The sequence below is a fragment of the Micromonospora sp. ATLC20 genome, from assembly GCF_057196585.1.
This window is the reverse complement of record NZ_JBXUOV010000147.1, coordinates 1-14,283: the sequence shown is the minus strand read 5'-3', so window position 1 is coordinate 14,283 and position 14,283 is coordinate 1. Positions and strand designations below refer to the sequence as shown.

Here is a 14,283-nt window from a genome sequence, read left to right as displayed (position 1 = left end):
GCGCTGTCGCGACCGGCGGCCGGGACGGGCGGCGTCGCGGCGTCTGCGGTCCGCCGCCGGGCCGGTACGGTCCCGGCGGCGCGATGAGCGGGCCATTGCGGCACCTCTCGTCAGGCACGGCCGCCGGTCTTACGGCGGGCACTCACACCGGCCACCACTGCCACCGCGACCAGACCGCCGACGAGCAGCAGCGAACCGGTGCCCCGGCTACCCGCGGTGCCACCGCCGCCGGTCGCCGGTCCCTTGCTCGGCTGCGCCATGTTGAGCACGGTGAGCATGGTGGAGGCGGTGTTGCCGTTGGAGCAGTCCAGGTTCACCGGGTAGTCGCCGGGCGCCTTGTTGCCGGGCACGGTGACCGAGCCGGTGAGGAAGCCGTTGTCCGGCCGCAGCGTCACCCGCCCGAAGGCGTCCGAGGTGACCTGCGCCTGACGGTTGTTGCTGTTGTCGCAGCCGGCCCGCAGGTTGACCCGGGAACCGGCCTGGACGCTGTTCGGCGTCACCTCGATGAACACGCTCTCCCCGGCCCGGGCCGGCGGCGCGGTGGTCAGGACGAACGCCGCCACCAGGCCGAACAGGCCCAGCAGGGACGACAACGCACGATGTGACAGGAGCCCTCGCATGGTTCCCCCCTCCCGGCGCGACGGTGCGCCGGACCGCTGACGGGCAGCGGCGCCTGCTTTCCCGGAGGGCGGGGGAAGCTAACGGGGCGCCTTGACCACGGGGTGCCAGGCCAGCGGGGTGGAGAGCACCATCGTGCTGGACGGCTGCCCGTACGGCGCGAGGCGGTCGATGACCTCCTCGAACTCACCCATGTTGGTGGCGGCGACCTTGAGCATGCTGCACGCGTCACCGGTGATCCGGTGGATCTCCATGATCTCCGGCCAGCCCGCGACGTCGGGGTCGTTGAGGATGCAGCGCGCGCCGTAGCAGGACATCCGGATCAGGGCGAGCACCGTCCGCCCGGCCCGGGTGAGGTCGACGTGGGCGTGGTAGCCGGTGATCACACCGGCTTCCTCCAGCCGCCGGACCCGCTCGGCCACAGCGGGCGGCGACAGGTGGACCCGGCGGGACAACTCGCTGTACGACAGCCGGGCGTCGGCCTGGAGCTCGCGCAGCAGCGCCCAGTCCATGTCGTCCACGCGCGGACCTTCCTTCCGTAAAGACAGCGACGCGAGATGGTTTCGGTTCGCGAAGTGAGACCACCATACCGCCGTTGAACAGGCATTCCATTCGGCCGCCCACCAGCGGGATCATGACGTCTACCCCGCGCACGGACGGAGAATGACTGTGGAACAGACGACGGCGGTGCGCCCGGTAACCCCCCAGGAACGGGCGGCTCGGGCGGCGCGCAACGGCGGCGAGCCGACGCTGGAGTTCGCCGACCGCGTGCCGTACGACGCGTACGTGCGGGCCAGCACGCTGCACCGGCTCCAGGAGCCGCTCAGCGACGACCCGGGCGAGATGTCCTTCCTGATGGTCAGCCAGATCATGGAGCTGTACTTCGGCCTGACCTGCCACGAGCTGCGGCACGCCAAGCGCGAGCTGCGCGAGGACCGGATCTGGGAGGCGCTGCCCCCGCTGCGCCGCGCCGCCCTGCACCTGGAGGGCCTCAACGCCGCGTGGCACGGCCTGCGCTGGATGAGCCCGGCCGACTTCAACCGCTTCCGCGACCGGCTCGGCGAGGGCTCCGGCTTCCAGTCCGCCATGTACCGGCAGCTGGAGTTCCTGCTCGGCCTGCGCGACCGGGCGCTGATCCGTCCGTTCCGCCGGCAGACCGAGGTGTACGACGAGCTGACCGCCGCGCTGGCCACGCCGAGCCTCTGGGACGAGGTGGTGGCGCTGCTCGCCCGCAAGGGCTTCGACGTGCCGGCCGAGCTGCTGTCGCGGGACGTGAACGCCGAGCATGAGGGACACCCGGCGATCGAGGCGGCCTGGGTCCGGATCTACGGCGACAACGGGCCGGACAACCACCTCCGCCTGCTCGGCGACGCGCTGACCGAGATCGCCGAGGAGTTCGGCGACTGGCGCTGGAATCACGTCAAGGCCGTCCAGCGCACGATGGGCGCCAAGGTCGGCAGCGGCGGTTCCGCCGGACTGGCATGGTTGCAGCGCAGCATGGCCCGGGTGGTCTTCCCGGAGCTGTGGTCGGCCCGCACCGCGATGTGACGAGAGAGAACAGCATGCACACCCCCGAGAACGAAGCCCTCCGCCGCGACGCCGCCGACCCCGGCCACCGGCACCTGTTCCACATCCCACCCGCCGACGGCGGGCGCTACCCCGACACGGCGTACCTGGCGGGCAACTCGCTCGGCCTCCAGCCGCGGGCCACCCGGGACGAGCTCCTCGCCGACCTGGACGCCTGGCAGCGCCTGGGCGTCGAGGGGCATCTGGAGTCGGAGCGGCCCTGGCTGCCGTACCACGAGCTGCTGACCGCGCCGGCCGCCCGCCTGGTCGGCGCGCTGCCCGCGGAGACCGTGGTGATGAACTCCCTCACGGTGAACCTGCACCTGCTGATGGTCAGCTTCTACCGGCCGGCCGGCGAGCGCACCCGCATCGTCATCGAGGACAGCGCGTTCCCCTCGGACAGCTACGCCGTGCGCAGCCAGGCCCGCTTCCACGGCCTGGACCCGGACACCACTGTGGTACGCCTCAAGCCGCGTCCCGGCTCGGACACGCTCGGCACCGAGGACGTGCTGGACTTCCTCGCCCGCGAGGGCCACACGGTGGCGCTGCTGATGCTCGGCGGCGTGAACTACCTGACGGGCGAGCTGATGGACATCCCGGCCATCACCGCCGCCGGCCGCACCGCGGGTGCCGTCGTCGGCTGGGACCTGGCGCACGCCGCCGGCAACGTGCCGCTCGCGCTGCACGACTGGGACGTGGACTTCGCCGCCTGGTGCTCGTACAAGTACCTCAACTCCGGCCCCGGCGCGCTGGGCGGTGTCTTCGTCCACGAGCGGCACCTCGGCGACCCGTCGATCCAGCGGTTCGAGGGCTGGTGGAGCACCGAGGCGGCCACCCGGTTCGAGATGACTCCGGTGTCCCGGCCGCCGGCCACCGTGGAGGCGTGGCAGATCTCCAACCCGCCGATCTTCGCGATGGGCCCGGTGCGTACCTCGCTGGAGCTGTTCGACTCCGTCGGCATGCCGGCGCTGCGCGAGCGCAGCCTGCGGCTCACCGCCTGGCTGGAGCAACTGCTCGACGAGGTGACGCCGGGCCGTCCGCTCACCGTGGTCACCCCGCGCGACCCGGCCCGCCGCGGCTGCCAGCTCTCGGTGCGGATCGGGGTCGGTAGCGCCAACGAGCTGACCAAGCGGCTGCGGCACGAGCACGGCGTGGTCGCCGACGCCCGGGAGCCGGACATCGTCCGGTTCGCGCCGGTGCCGCTGTACTCGACGTACCACGACTGCTGGCGGGTCGCCGAGGCGCTGGCCGCGACGTTCGACAAGGAGACCTCGTGAGCCTGACGAGTGAGCGCGACGAGATCGCTGTGGTCGGCGCCGGGCTGGCCGGCTGTCTGCTGGCCTGCTACCTGGCCCGGCGCGGCTACCCGGTGGCCCTCTACGAGCGGCGGCCCGACCCGCGTACCGGCACCGTCGAGCGGGGCCGGTCGATCAACCTGGCGCTGTCCGAGCGCGGCCTGGACGCGCTGCGCCGCATCGGCCTGGAGGACGAGGTGATGGCGGACGCGCTGCCGATGCGCGGCCGCATGATCCACCCGGTCGAGGGCGAGCCGGAGTTCCAGTCCTACAGCGGCTCCGGGGACCGGGCGATCAACTCGATCAGCCGGGGCGCGCTGAACAACGCGCTGCTCGACGCCGCCGCCGCGCTGCCGAACGTGCGCGTCGCGTTCGACCACCGGCTGGTCGGGCTCGACCCGCTCGGCGGCGAGATGACGTTCGAGACGCCGCAGGGCAAGGTCACCGCCACCGCCTCGGTCATCCTCGGCGCCGACGGCGCCGGCTCTGCGGTGCGCGGGCAACTGCTCGCGTACGGGGGCCTGACCGAGAGCCTGGACTTCCTCGACTACGGCTACAAGGAGCTGACCATCCCGCCGCTGGGCGGGGAGTTCGCGCTCGACCCGGGCGCGCTGCACATCTGGCCGCGCGGCACCTCGATGATGATCGCGTTGCCGAACCCGGACCGCTCCTTCACCTGCACGCTGTTCTGGCCCACCCACGGCACCCGCAGCTTCGCGTCGCTCAGCAGCCCGGCGGCGATCGAGCAGTTCTTCGCCACGCACTACCCGGACCTGGTCCCGCTCGCGCCGAACCTGGTCGACGACTACCAGCACAACCCGGTGGGTGTGCTCGGCACGGTGCGCTGCACGCCGTGGCAGGTAGCCGGCAAGGTCGGCCTGATCGGCGACGCCGCGCACGCCATCGTGCCGTTCTACGGCCAGGGCGCGAACTGCGCGTTCGAGGACGTGGTCGAGCTGGACCGCTGCCTCGACGAGTGCGACGACGAGTGGGCCGCCGCGCTGCCGCTGTTCCAGCACCGCCGCCAGGACAACGCCGAGGCGATCGCCCGGATGGCGCTGGCGAACTTCGTGGAGATGCGGGACAAGGTCGCCTCGCCGGTGTTCCGCACCCGCAAGCAGGTCGAGCACGCGCTGGAACGCGCGCTGCCCGGCCGCTACGTCTCCCAGTACGAGCTGGTCTCCTTCTCCACCACCCCGTACGCGCAGGTGCGCCGCCGGGTGCGCGCGCAGTACGCGGTGGTCGGCGCGGTAGCGGCCGGCGCGGTCGCGCTGCTGGCCGGTGGGGTCCGCGCGGCGCTGGGGAGGCGGCGATGACGCTCTGGGATCCCCGGCTGATGACCGGCCACGCGCCGCACGGCCCCGGCCTGCTGCGCAACTTCGTCGGCGGCGAGTTCGTCGATGCCGGTTCCCGGTTCACCAAGCGCAGCCCGGTCACCGGCGAGCCGGTGTTCGAGGTGGTCGAGGCGTCGCGGTCGACTGTGGACGACGCGGTAGCGGCGGCCCGGGCGGCGCTGCGCGGCCCGTGGGGCCGGATGGGGGAGCGGGAACGCGCCGAGGTGCTGCGCCGGGTCGCCGACGAGCTGGAGCGGCGCTTCGACGACCTGGTCTCCGCCGAGGTCGCGGACACCGGCAAGGCCATCTCGCAGGCCCGGACGCTGGACATCCCGCGCGGCGCGGCGAACTTCCGGGCGTTCGCCGAGATCGTGGCGACCGCGCCCACCGAGTCGTTCACCACAGTCACCCCGGCCGGGGGCCGGGCGCTGAACTACGCGGTCCGCAAGCCGGTCGGCGTGGTCGCGGTGATCGTGCCGTGGAACCTGCCGCTGCTGCTGCTCACCTGGAAGGTCGCCCCGGCCCTGGCCTGCGGCAACGCCGTGGTGGTCAAGCCCAGCGAGGAGACCCCCGCGTCGGCCACGCTGCTGGCCGAGGTGATGGCCGCGGCGGGCGTGCCCGACGGCGTGTTCAACCTGGTGCACGGCTTCGGCCCCGGCTCGGCCGGCGAGCACCTGACCCGCCACCCGGGCGTGGACGCGATCACGTTCACCGGCGAGTCGGCGACCGGTAGCGCGATCATGCGCGCCGCCGCCGACGGGGTGAAGGCGGTCAGCTTCGAACTGGGCGGCAAGAACGCCGGCCTGGTGTTCGCCGACGCCGACCTGGACGCGGCGGTCGCCGGTTCGGTGCGGTCCAGCTTCACCAACGGCGGCCAGGTGTGCCTGTGCACCGAGCGCATCTACGTGCAGCGGCCGGTGTTCGAGGAGTTCACCGCGCGGCTGGCCAAGCGCGCCGACGAGCTGGCGTACGGCTGGCCGGACGACGAGGCGACGGCGAACATGCCGCTCATCTCGCACGGCCACCGGGACAAGGTGCTCGGCCACTACGCGCTGGCCCGTACCGAGGGCGCCGAGGTGCGTGCCGGTGGCGGCACGCCGCGCTTCGGCGACGCCCGCGACGGCGGGGCGTACGTGCAGCCGACGGTGCTCACCGGACTCGGCCCGGACGCCCGCACCAACCAGGAGGAGATCTTCGGCCCGGTGGTGCACGTCGCGCCGTTCGACGACGAGGACCAGGCGTTCGCGCTTGCCAACGGCACCGCCTACGGCCTCGCGGCGACGGTGTGGACGCGAGACGTGGGCCGGGCGCACCGGGCCGGCGCCCGGCTCGACGCCGGCATCGTCTGGGTCAACACCTGGTTCCTGCGCGACCTGCGCACCCCGTTCGGCGGGGTGAAGGCGTCGGGTGTGGGCCGCGAGGGCGGCGTGCACTCGCTCGACTTCTACTCCGAGCTCACCAACGTCTGCGTGGACCTCACATGAGCGCGCGCGGGCAGAATGGCCGGAATCCCCAGCGACGTAAGCGAGGAGCCGCCATGACCGTGGACATCGAGGCCGCCAACCGGGAACTCGCCGTGGCCCGGCAGGACGGGAAGCCCTGCCCGCCGCTGCGCGGCCGGCTGCTGCCCGAGGGCGACATCGAGGCCGCGTACCAGGTGCAGCAGGTCTACACCCGGCAACGGCTGGGCAAGGGACACCGTCGCGTCGGCGCGAAGATCGGCCTGACGTCGCGGACCGTGCAGGAGAGCTTCGGCGTCTTCCAGCCCGACTTCGGGGTGCTCTTCGACGACATGGCCGTCGGTGACGGCGTCGAGGTGCCGATCGACCGGCTGCTCCAGCCGCGGGTGGAGGCGGAGATCGCCTTCGTGCTCGGTGCGGACCTGCCGGACGAGCGGGTCACCACTGTCGACCTGATCCGGGCGGTGGACCACGTGCTGCCGGCCATCGAGGTCGTCGACTCGCGGATCGCGGACTGGGACATCTCCATCGTGGACACGGTGGCGGACAACGCCTCCAGCGGGCTGTTCGTGCTCGGCACCGCGCCCCGGCGGCTCGCGGACGTCGACCTGCGGCTGTGCGGCATGGTGCTGGAGCACGCCGGTGAGCCGGTCTCGGTCGGCGCGGGCGCGGCCTGCCTCGGCAATCCGCTGCACGCGTTGCAGTGGCTGGCCGCGACCATGGCCCGGGCGGGCGACCCGCTCAAGGCCGGTGACGTGGTGCTCTCCGGCGCGCTCGGGCCGATGGTGCCGGTCACGCCCGGCGCCGCGTACGAGGCGCGCATCTCCGGGCTCGGCTCGGTGCGTACCTGTTTCTCGCGGGAGGGAACGTCATGACTGTCGGAGTGGCGGTGCTCGGGTCGGGCAACATCGGCACCGATCTGATGATCAAGGTGCTGCGGCTGAGTGAGAGCCTGCGCATGGTGGCGATGGCCGGCATCGACCCGGCCTCGGACGGTCTCGCCCGGGCCCGCCGGCTCGGCGTGACCACCACCGCCGAGGGCGTCGACGGCCTCGTGGCGCTGCCCGAGTTCGCGGACGTCCAGCTCGTCTTCGACGCCACCTCGGCCGGCGCGCACAAGCGTCACGACGAGGTGCTGCGGGCACACGGCCGCACCGTCGTCGACCTGACACCCGCGGCGATCGGCCCGTACGTGGTGCCGCCGGTGAACCTCGACGAGCACCTGGGCGAGCCGAACGTCAACATGGTGACCTGCGGCGGGCAGGCCACGGTGCCGATCGTGCACGCGGTCGGCCGGGTCACCCCCGTCGCGTACGGCGAGATCGTCGCCTCGATCGCCTCGAAGTCGGCCGGGCCCGGCACCCGGGCCAACATCGACGAGTTCACCGAGACCACCGCCCGCGCCATCGAGGTGGTCGGCGGCGCCGAGCGCGGCAAGGCCATCATCGTGCTGAACCCGGCCGACCCGCCGCTGCTCATGCGCGACACGGTGTACTGCCTGTGCCCGGACGCCGACGCCGACCGGGTGAAGATCGCCGGCTCGGTGGCCGACATGGTGAAGACCGTGCAGGAGTACGTGCCCGGCTATCGGCTCAAGCAGGACGTGCAGTTCGACGCCGTGGACACGTACGCGCCGGTGCTCGGCCGGCACTTCACCGGCCTCCAGGTGTCGGTGTTCCTGGAGGTCTCCGGCGCCGGGCACTACCTGCCCGCGTACGCCGGGAACCTGGACATCATGACGTCGGCCGCGCTGCGTACCGCGGAGCGGCTGGTGGCGCTGCGTTCGCCGGAGGGGGCACCCCGATGACCGACCTCTACATCCAGGACGTGACGCTGCGCGACGGCATGCACGCCATCGCCCACCGCTACACGGTCGACCAGGTGCGTACGATCGCCGCCGCGCTCGACGCCGCAGGTGTGGCGGCGGTCGAGGTGGCGCACGGCGACGGCCTGGCCGGTTCCAGCGTCAACTACGGGCACGGCGCCGCCGCCGACGCGGACTGGATCGCCGCCGCCGCCGAGGTGCTGACCACCGCGCGGCTCACCACGCTGCTGCTGCCGGGCATCGGCACCATCGCCGACCTGAAGGCGGCGAAGGCGCTCGGCGTGACAAGCGTCCGGATCGCCACGCACTGCACCGAGGCGGACATCTCCGCCCAGCACATCGCGTGGGCCCGGGAGAACGACATGGACGTCTCCGGGTTCCTGATGATGTCGCACCTCAACGACCCGGCCGGGCTGGCCGCGCAGGCCAAGCTGATGGAGTCGTACGGCGCGCACTGCGTCTACGTCACCGACTCGGGCGGGCGGCTGCTGATGTCGGACGTGGCGCAGCGCGTCGACGCGTACCGGCAGGTGCTGGAACCGGAGACGCAGATCGGCATCCACGCGCACCACAACCTGTCGCTGGGTGTGGCGAACAGCGTGCTCGCGGTCGAGCACGGCCGGATCCTCGGCGACGGCCCGCTCGGCTCGCCGTCCGGGCGGACCGTCCGGGTGGACGCGTCGCTCGCCGGCATGGGCGCCGGCGCGGGCAACGCGCCGCTGGAGGTCTTCGTCGCGGTCGCCGAGCTGCACGGCTGGAAGCACGGCTGCGACGTGTTCGCGCTGATGGACGCCGCCGACGACCTGGTCCGCCCGTTGCAGGACCGGCCGGTCCAGGTGGACCGGGAGACGCTCTCCCTGGGGTACGCGGGCGTCTACTCCAGTTTCCTGCGGCACGCCGAGCGGGCCTCGGCCAAGTACGGCGTGGACGTCCGCTCGATCCTGGTCGAGCTGGGCCGCCGCCGGATGGTCGGCGGCCAGGAGGACATGATCGTGGACGTGGCACTGGACCTGGCGGGTAGGGGGAACTCATGATCGGGCCGGACATCGCCGGCATCGCGGAGAAGCTGGGCGCGGCGGCCGACGACGCCACCGCGATCCCGCAGCTCGCCGCCGAGACCGGCCTCGACGTCGACGCCGCGTACGCGGTGCAGACCGCGCTGGTGCAGCGCCGCCTCGACCGGGGTGAGCGGCTGGTCGGCCTCAAGATGGGGCTCACCAGCAAGGCCAAGATGGCGCAGGTCGGCGTGGACGAGGTGATCTGGGGCCGGCTGACCGACGTGATGCGGGTACCGGACGGCGGCGGCGTCGACGTGGGCGACTTCATCCACCCCCGGGTCGAGCCGGAGGTGGCGTTCCTGCTGGACCGGCTGCCCGACCCGGGCGAACCGGTCGGCTCGTTCACCCGTGCGGTACGCGCGGTCGCCCCGGCGATCGAGCTGATCGACTCCCGGTACGCGAACTTCACCTTCTCGCTGCCGGACGTGATCGCCGACAACACCTCGGCCGCCGCGTTCGTGGTCGGGCCGTGGTCGCCGGTGCCGGACGGGCTGGACAACCTCGGCGTGCTGCTGGAGATCGACGGGCGGGTGGCGCAGGTCGGCTCGACCGCCGCCATCCTCGGCGACCCGCGCCGCGCGCTGGACGAGGGCCTGCGGCTGGCCGGCCGGCACGGCGTACGGCTGCGCAAGGGCTGGATGTTCCTGGCCGGCGCGGCCACCGCCGCGGTGCCGTTGCGCCCCGGCGCGCACGTCCGCGCCACTGTGGAGAAGCTGGGTTCCGCCTCCCTGAAGGCCCTCCCATGACCGCCCGCGTGGTGGCCGGCAAGGCCGTGCCGCGGGGTGCGTTCCCGCACGTCAAGGTGGCCGGAGGGTTCGTCTACGTCTCCGGTACGTCGTCGCGCCGGCCGGACAACACGTTCGCCGGGGTGTCGGTGGACGAGTTCGGCACCACCGACCTGGACATCCGCGAGCAGACCCGGGCCGTGATCGAGAACATCCGCGACCTGCTCCGCTCGGTCGGCGCCGACCTGAGCGATCTGGTGCAGGTCACCAGCTACCTGGTCAACATGAACGACTTCGGCGGCTACAACGAGGTGTGGGCGGAGTTCTTCGACGCCACCGGGCCGACCCGGACCACAGTCGCCGTGCACCAGCTTCCGCACCCGCATCTGCTGATCGAGATGCAGGCCGTCGCCCTACTTCCGTCGGGAGGTTCCCATGAGTGAGATCGCCGAGCCGTTCAGCTTCTCCGGCTGGATCGGCGAGAACCAGCACCTGCTCAAGCCCCCGGTGGGCAACAAGGAGATGCTGCCCGGCAGCGACGACTTCATCGTCATGGTGGTGGGCGGCCCGAACCAGCGCACGGACTTCCACGTCGACCCGTACGAGGAGTTCTTCTACCAGGTCAAGGGCAACATGCACATCAACCTGATGCTGCCCGAGGGCCCGCGTACGGTGCACGTGCGCGAGGGGCAGATGTGGATGCTGCCGCGCAACACCCCGCATTCGCCGCAGCGCCCGGAGGCCGGCTCGATCGGCATGGTGATCGAGCGGGTCCGCGAGGAGGGCACGCTGGAGAAGTTCCAGTGGTACTGCGCCGAGTGCGACCACAAGGTGCACGAGGTCGAGTTGCAGGTTCGCGACATCGCCGCCGACCTGCCCCCGGTCTTCGCCGCGTTCTACGCCGACGAGAAGGCCCGCACCTGCGACAACTGCGGCGCGCTGCACCCGGGCAAGGGCTGACGCGTGCCGGTCGTGGACGTGCACACGCACGTCGTACCGAAGGGGTGGCCGGACCTCGCCGCGGCGTGCGGCGGGTCCGGCTGGCCCTGGCTGCGGGTGGACTCCGAGCGCGCCGCCATGATCATGGTGGGGGAGACGGAGTTCCGCCCGGTCGGCGCGCAGTGCTGGGACGCGCCGGCCCGGCTGGCCGACATGGACGCCGACGGCGTGGACGTGCAGGTCGTCTCGCCGACGCCGGTGTTCTTCAGCTACGACCGCCCGGCCGACCAGGCGGCCAAGGTGGCCCGGATCTTCAACGACCTCACGCTGGAGGTCACCGCCGGCGGTGGCGGCCGGCTGGTGCCGTTCTGCCAGGTGCCGTTGCAGGACCCGGACGCGGCCTGCGCCGAGCTGGACCGCTGCCTGTCGGCCGGGCACGCCGGGGTGGAGATCGGCAACCACGTCGGTGACCGGGACCTGGACGACGAGGGCATCGTGCAGTTCCTGACCCACTGCGCCGAGGTCGGCGCGCCGGTGTTCGTGCACCCGTGGGACATGCCCGACGGCCCCCGGCTGGACCGGTGGATGGCCCGCTGGCTGACCGGGATGCCGGCCGAGACGCACCTGTCGGTGCTCGCGTTGATCCTCGGCGGCGTGTTCGACCGGGTGCCGGACACGCTGCGGATCTGCTTCGCGCACGGCGGCGGCAGCTTCCCGTTCTGGCTGGGCCGCGCCGACAACGCCTGGCACCGCCGGGGCGACCTGGTACGCGGCGCGTCGAGCGCACCGCCCAGCTCGTACGTCGACAGGTTCCACGTCGACTCGGTGGTCTTCGAACCGGCGGCGCTGCGGCTGCTCGTGGACACCATGGGCGCCGAGCGGGTGCTGCTCGGCAGCGACTACCCGTACCCGCTGGGGGAGCGGCCGGTCGGCGACGTGGTGCACCGGGCGGACTTCCTCACCGACGCGCAGCGGGACGCGCTGCTCGGCGGCAACGCGCTGCGGTTCCTCGGCCGCCGCTGAAGCCGGCGCGGGTGCGTCCGTCGTCGCCCTAGAGTCGACGGACGCACCCGGCGCTGCTCAGGACCGGCCGGACGTGTCGCCGGGCCTCCCGGCGGCCGGACCGGCAGGATGGACGGCATGGCCGAGCCGCACGACCTGACCGCGCTGGAACAGGCCGCCGCGATCCGCCGGGGCGAGCTGTCCAGCCTGGAACTGGTCGAGCACCACCTGCGCCGGGTCGAGGCACTCGGCGACACCGTCGGCGCGTTCGTCACCGTCACCGCCGAACAGGCCCGGGCCGCCGCCCGCGCCGCCGACGCGGTCGCGGCCGAGGAACGCAGCCCGCTGCACGGCGTGCCGACCGCGATCAAGGACCTCACGCTCACCGCCGGGGTCCGCACCACCTTCGGCTCCGCCGCCTTCGCCGACTTCGTCCCGCCGGTCGACGCCGACGTGGTCCGCCTCCTGACCGACGCCGGCCTGGTCAGCCTCGGCAAGACCACCACCTCCGAACTGGGCTGCTCGCTCTACTCGGAGGGACTGGTGGCGCCGCCGGCCCGCAACCCGTGGGACCTCGCGTACACCGCGGGCGGGTCCAGCGGCGGCGCGGCCGCCGCGGTCGCCGCCGGGCTGGTGCCGGTGGCGCAGGGCACCGACGGTGGCGGCTCGCTGCGCATCCCGGCCGCGCTCTGCGGGCTGGTCGGCTACAAGCCCAGCCGGGGCGTGGTCTCCGGCGGGCCGCTCGGCTTCGGCGGCTTCGGCCTGCCGGTGAACGGGCCGATCGGCCGCACCGTCGCCGACGTGGCCGCGCTGCTCGACGTGCTCGCCCGCCCGGTGCCCGGCGAGCCGTATCTGCCGCCGGCCGCGCCCGCCGGCGGCTTCCTCGGCGTCACCCGCGCCGCCCGCGTCGCCGGCCCCGGTCGGCTGCGCGTCGGCCGCTTCACCACGCCGATGCTCGCCGACGAACCGGTCCACCCGGACTGCGTGGCCGCCGTCGACCGGGCCGCCGCGCTGCTCACCGACGCCGGCCACGAGGTGGTCGACGTCCCCGCGCCGCTCGGCCCCGAGGCGTGGCCGCTGTTCGAGACCGTCTGGTACGCGCTGGCGGTCACCCCCGTCCCGGCCGGGCGGGAGGGCGACCTGCTGCCGCTGACCCGGTACCTGCGCGAGCGCGGCGAGGCGCTCGGCGCGGCCCGGCTGATGGCCGCGCTCGGCGAACTCCAGGCGCAGGTACGCCGTGGCGTACGCCGTACCGCCGGGTGTGACCTGCTGCTCTGCCCGACGCTCGCGGCCCCGCAGGCGCCGGTGGGCGCGTTCGCCGCCCTCGAACCGGCAGCGGACTTCGACCGGCAGCGGCGCTTCTCGCCGTACTGCGCGGTCTTCAACGTCACGGGCGATCCGTCCGTTTCGTTACCTCTCGGACGGACCGCCGACGGGCTTCCGGTCGGGGTGCTCCTCACCGGCCGGTACGGCGACGACGCGACACTGCTCGCCACTGCCGCGCAACTGGAGCACCGGAGTGACGGATGGGATCAGCACCCCGCAATCTGGCGGGCCGCCGACTCCGCTAACGTGAACATCACAAGTGACGTGGGGCGCGACCGGTCCTGACCGGCCGACCCGCACCATTCCTGGTCTCTCTTTCCGCCTGGGGGCGTTGGGATTGTCTGTTACCGAGACGTTGGTGGTCTTCGTCGGCATCCCGGCCGCCGCGGTGCTGCTGATCGCCGCCCTGGCGGCCGTCGGCAGCCGCGGCAACGGTGGCGGCGCCAAGCGCTACCGGCCGGGCCGGCCCTTCGACTTCACTCCGGTCTGGTTCCTGGGCCGTCCGGAGCAGCTGGCCGACTCGGCCGGCACGGCGCTGGCCGCCGGGGCGCAGGCGCCGGCGTTGACCAGCCGCAAGCAGGAGCAGGCCGGCCGGGAGGCGCCGGCCGGTGGAACCGGAGGCGCAAGTGACCGTTGGTGAAGCGCGGCCCACGACGGGGACGGGCACCCCGCCCGACGTGCTGGACGGACCGTTCTCGACCCGTCAGCTGCTCCGCATCGACGAGGCGCTGCGCCTCGCCGACCAGGGCACCGGTCTGGTCTTCTCGGTCTACGTCGGCGGCCTCGACGAGCCGATCCGGGAGCACGCCGAGCGGCTGCACCGCCAGCTCGCCGAACCGGACCGCTCGGTGCTGATCGCGGTGTCGCCCAACCAGCGGCAGCTGGAGATCGTCACCGGCAAGTACGCGCGCAAGCGCATCCCGGACACGTACGCCAAGCTGGCCGCGCTCTCCATGGTGGCCTCCTTCGGCGGCGGCGACCTGGCCGGCGGCATCATCCAGGGCCTCGACCAGCTCGCCAGCCACGCCGGCAAGGGCTGATCCCCGCCCGCACACACGACGAAGCCCGGCCCGCGTATACGCGGGCCGGGCTTTCTCGTGTCAGCGGGGCGGGCCCCACGACAGCGGCCGGGGCC

The 14,283-nt window shown here is 73.0% G+C and carries 16 protein-coding genes; 14 read left to right on the top strand and 2 right to left on the bottom strand.

What is annotated here, in order from left to right:
- Positions 1-110 precede the first annotated feature (110 nt).
- Together AC2CHG_RS24060 and AC2CHG_RS24055 are read right to left on the bottom strand one after the other, a co-directional pair.
- On the bottom strand, positions 111-620 hold the full coding sequence (locus AC2CHG_RS24060) for a hypothetical protein (protein WP_135241659.1): 510 nt from the start codon (positions 618-620) through the stop codon (positions 111-113).
- 78 nt (positions 621-698) lie between these two features.
- The gene (locus AC2CHG_RS24055; protein ID WP_013288068.1) at positions 699-1,139 is read right to left on the bottom strand and encodes an Lrp/AsnC family transcriptional regulator; all 441 of its coding nucleotides are present in this window, start codon (positions 1,137-1,139) and stop codon (positions 699-701) included.
- A gap of 142 nt (positions 1,140-1,281) precedes the next feature.
- On the opposite strand from AC2CHG_RS24055, the gene AC2CHG_RS24050 reads away from it, so the two are divergent.
- The 14 genes from AC2CHG_RS24050 (at position 1,282) to AC2CHG_RS23985 (ending at position 14,188) form a co-directional block, all read left to right on the top strand.
- Positions 1,282-2,166 (top strand): tryptophan 2,3-dioxygenase, encoded by an 885-nt coding sequence (locus tag AC2CHG_RS24050; RefSeq protein ID WP_013288067.1) that lies wholly within the window; start codon positions 1,282-1,284, stop codon positions 2,164-2,166.
- A gap of 14 nt (positions 2,167-2,180) precedes the next feature.
- Positions 2,181-3,461 (top strand): kynureninase, encoded by a 1,281-nt coding sequence (kynU, locus tag AC2CHG_RS24045; protein ID WP_484525633.1) that lies wholly within the window; start codon positions 2,181-2,183, stop codon positions 3,459-3,461.
- A 2-nt stretch (positions 3,462-3,463) separates the two neighbouring features.
- Positions 3,464-4,795 (top strand): FAD-dependent oxidoreductase, encoded by a 1,332-nt coding sequence (locus tag AC2CHG_RS24040; RefSeq protein WP_484525635.1) that lies wholly within the window; start codon positions 3,464-3,466, stop codon positions 4,793-4,795.
- A gap of 20 nt (positions 4,796-4,815) precedes the next feature.
- A complete protein-coding gene (locus AC2CHG_RS24035; protein ID WP_484525634.1) occupies positions 4,816-6,297 on the top strand; it encodes a 2-hydroxymuconic semialdehyde dehydrogenase in 1,482 nt (493 codons plus the stop codon).
- A 53-nt stretch (positions 6,298-6,350) separates the two neighbouring features.
- Positions 6,351-7,148: a 2-keto-4-pentenoate hydratase gene (locus tag AC2CHG_RS24030; RefSeq protein ID WP_484525632.1), complete on the top strand. Its 798-nt coding sequence runs from the start codon at positions 6,351-6,353 to the stop codon at positions 7,146-7,148.
- Positions 7,145-8,080: an acetaldehyde dehydrogenase (acetylating) gene (locus AC2CHG_RS24025; protein WP_484525631.1), complete on the top strand. Its 936-nt coding sequence runs from the start codon at positions 7,145-7,147 to the stop codon at positions 8,078-8,080. Before AC2CHG_RS24030 ends, AC2CHG_RS24025 begins: the two co-directional genes overlap by 4 nt.
- The gene (gene dmpG / locus AC2CHG_RS24020; protein ID WP_484525630.1) at positions 8,077-9,132 is read left to right on the top strand and encodes a 4-hydroxy-2-oxovalerate aldolase; all 1,056 of its coding nucleotides are present in this window, start codon (positions 8,077-8,079) and stop codon (positions 9,130-9,132) included. The genes AC2CHG_RS24025 and dmpG overlap by 4 nt, the downstream gene beginning before the upstream one ends.
- Entirely contained in the window at positions 9,129-9,902 is a 774-nt protein-coding gene (locus AC2CHG_RS24015) for a 2-keto-4-pentenoate hydratase (protein WP_484525629.1), read from the top strand. The genes dmpG and AC2CHG_RS24015 overlap by 4 nt, the downstream gene beginning before the upstream one ends.
- Complete coding sequence (locus AC2CHG_RS24010) at positions 9,899-10,324, top strand: RidA family protein (protein WP_194803402.1); 426 nt, start codon at positions 9,899-9,901, stop codon at positions 10,322-10,324. Before AC2CHG_RS24015 ends, AC2CHG_RS24010 begins: the two co-directional genes overlap by 4 nt.
- Complete coding sequence (locus AC2CHG_RS24005; RefSeq protein WP_269704516.1) at positions 10,317-10,841, top strand: 3-hydroxyanthranilate 3,4-dioxygenase; 525 nt, start codon at positions 10,317-10,319, stop codon at positions 10,839-10,841. Before AC2CHG_RS24010 ends, AC2CHG_RS24005 begins: the two co-directional genes overlap by 8 nt.
- 3 nt (positions 10,842-10,844) lie before the next feature.
- The gene (locus AC2CHG_RS24000; RefSeq protein ID WP_484525628.1) at positions 10,845-11,843 is read left to right on the top strand and encodes an amidohydrolase family protein; all 999 of its coding nucleotides are present in this window, start codon (positions 10,845-10,847) and stop codon (positions 11,841-11,843) included.
- Positions 11,844-11,960: 117 nt separating this feature from the next.
- Entirely contained in the window at positions 11,961-13,433 is a 1,473-nt protein-coding gene (locus AC2CHG_RS23995; protein ID WP_484525627.1) for an amidase, read from the top strand.
- A gap of 46 nt (positions 13,434-13,479) precedes the next feature.
- A complete protein-coding gene (gene ctaJ / locus AC2CHG_RS23990) occupies positions 13,480-13,788 on the top strand; it encodes an aa3-type cytochrome oxidase subunit CtaJ (protein ID WP_013288054.1) in 309 nt (102 codons plus the stop codon).
- A complete protein-coding gene (locus tag AC2CHG_RS23985; protein WP_262014142.1) occupies positions 13,775-14,188 on the top strand; it encodes a DUF5130 domain-containing protein in 414 nt (137 codons plus the stop codon). The genes ctaJ and AC2CHG_RS23985 overlap by 14 nt, the downstream gene beginning before the upstream one ends.
- Positions 14,189-14,283 lie beyond the last annotated feature (95 nt).

Excerpts from the sequence above, each read along its gene's own strand:
- AC2CHG_RS24035 (WP_484525634.1), top strand. The coding sequence starts at position 4,816 with ATGACCGGCCACGCGCCGCACGGCCCCGGCCTGCTGCGCAACTTCGTC.
- AC2CHG_RS24015 (WP_484525629.1), top strand. The coding sequence starts at position 9,129 with ATGATCGGGCCGGACATCGCCGGCATCGCGGAGAAGCTGGGCGCGGCG.
- AC2CHG_RS24030 (WP_484525632.1), top strand. The coding sequence starts at position 6,351 with ATGACCGTGGACATCGAGGCCGCCAACCGGGAACTCGCCGTGGCCCGG.
- AC2CHG_RS24010 (WP_194803402.1), top strand. The coding sequence starts at position 9,899 with ATGACCGCCCGCGTGGTGGCCGGCAAGGCCGTGCCGCGGGGTGCGTTC.
- dmpG (WP_484525630.1), top strand. The coding sequence starts at position 8,077 with ATGACCGACCTCTACATCCAGGACGTGACGCTGCGCGACGGCATGCAC.
- AC2CHG_RS24005 (WP_269704516.1), top strand. The coding sequence starts at position 10,317 with ATGAGTGAGATCGCCGAGCCGTTCAGCTTCTCCGGCTGGATCGGCGAG.
- AC2CHG_RS24050 (WP_013288067.1), top strand. The coding sequence starts at position 1,282 with ATGACTGTGGAACAGACGACGGCGGTGCGCCCGGTAACCCCCCAGGAA.
- AC2CHG_RS24025 (WP_484525631.1), top strand. The coding sequence starts at position 7,145 with ATGACTGTCGGAGTGGCGGTGCTCGGGTCGGGCAACATCGGCACCGAT.
- kynU (WP_484525633.1), top strand. The coding sequence starts at position 2,181 with ATGCACACCCCCGAGAACGAAGCCCTCCGCCGCGACGCCGCCGACCCC.
- AC2CHG_RS24060 (WP_135241659.1), bottom strand. The coding sequence starts at position 620 with ATGCGAGGGCTCCTGTCACATCGTGCGTTGTCGTCCCTGCTGGGCCTG.
- AC2CHG_RS23995 (WP_484525627.1), top strand. The coding sequence starts at position 11,961 with ATGGCCGAGCCGCACGACCTGACCGCGCTGGAACAGGCCGCCGCGATC.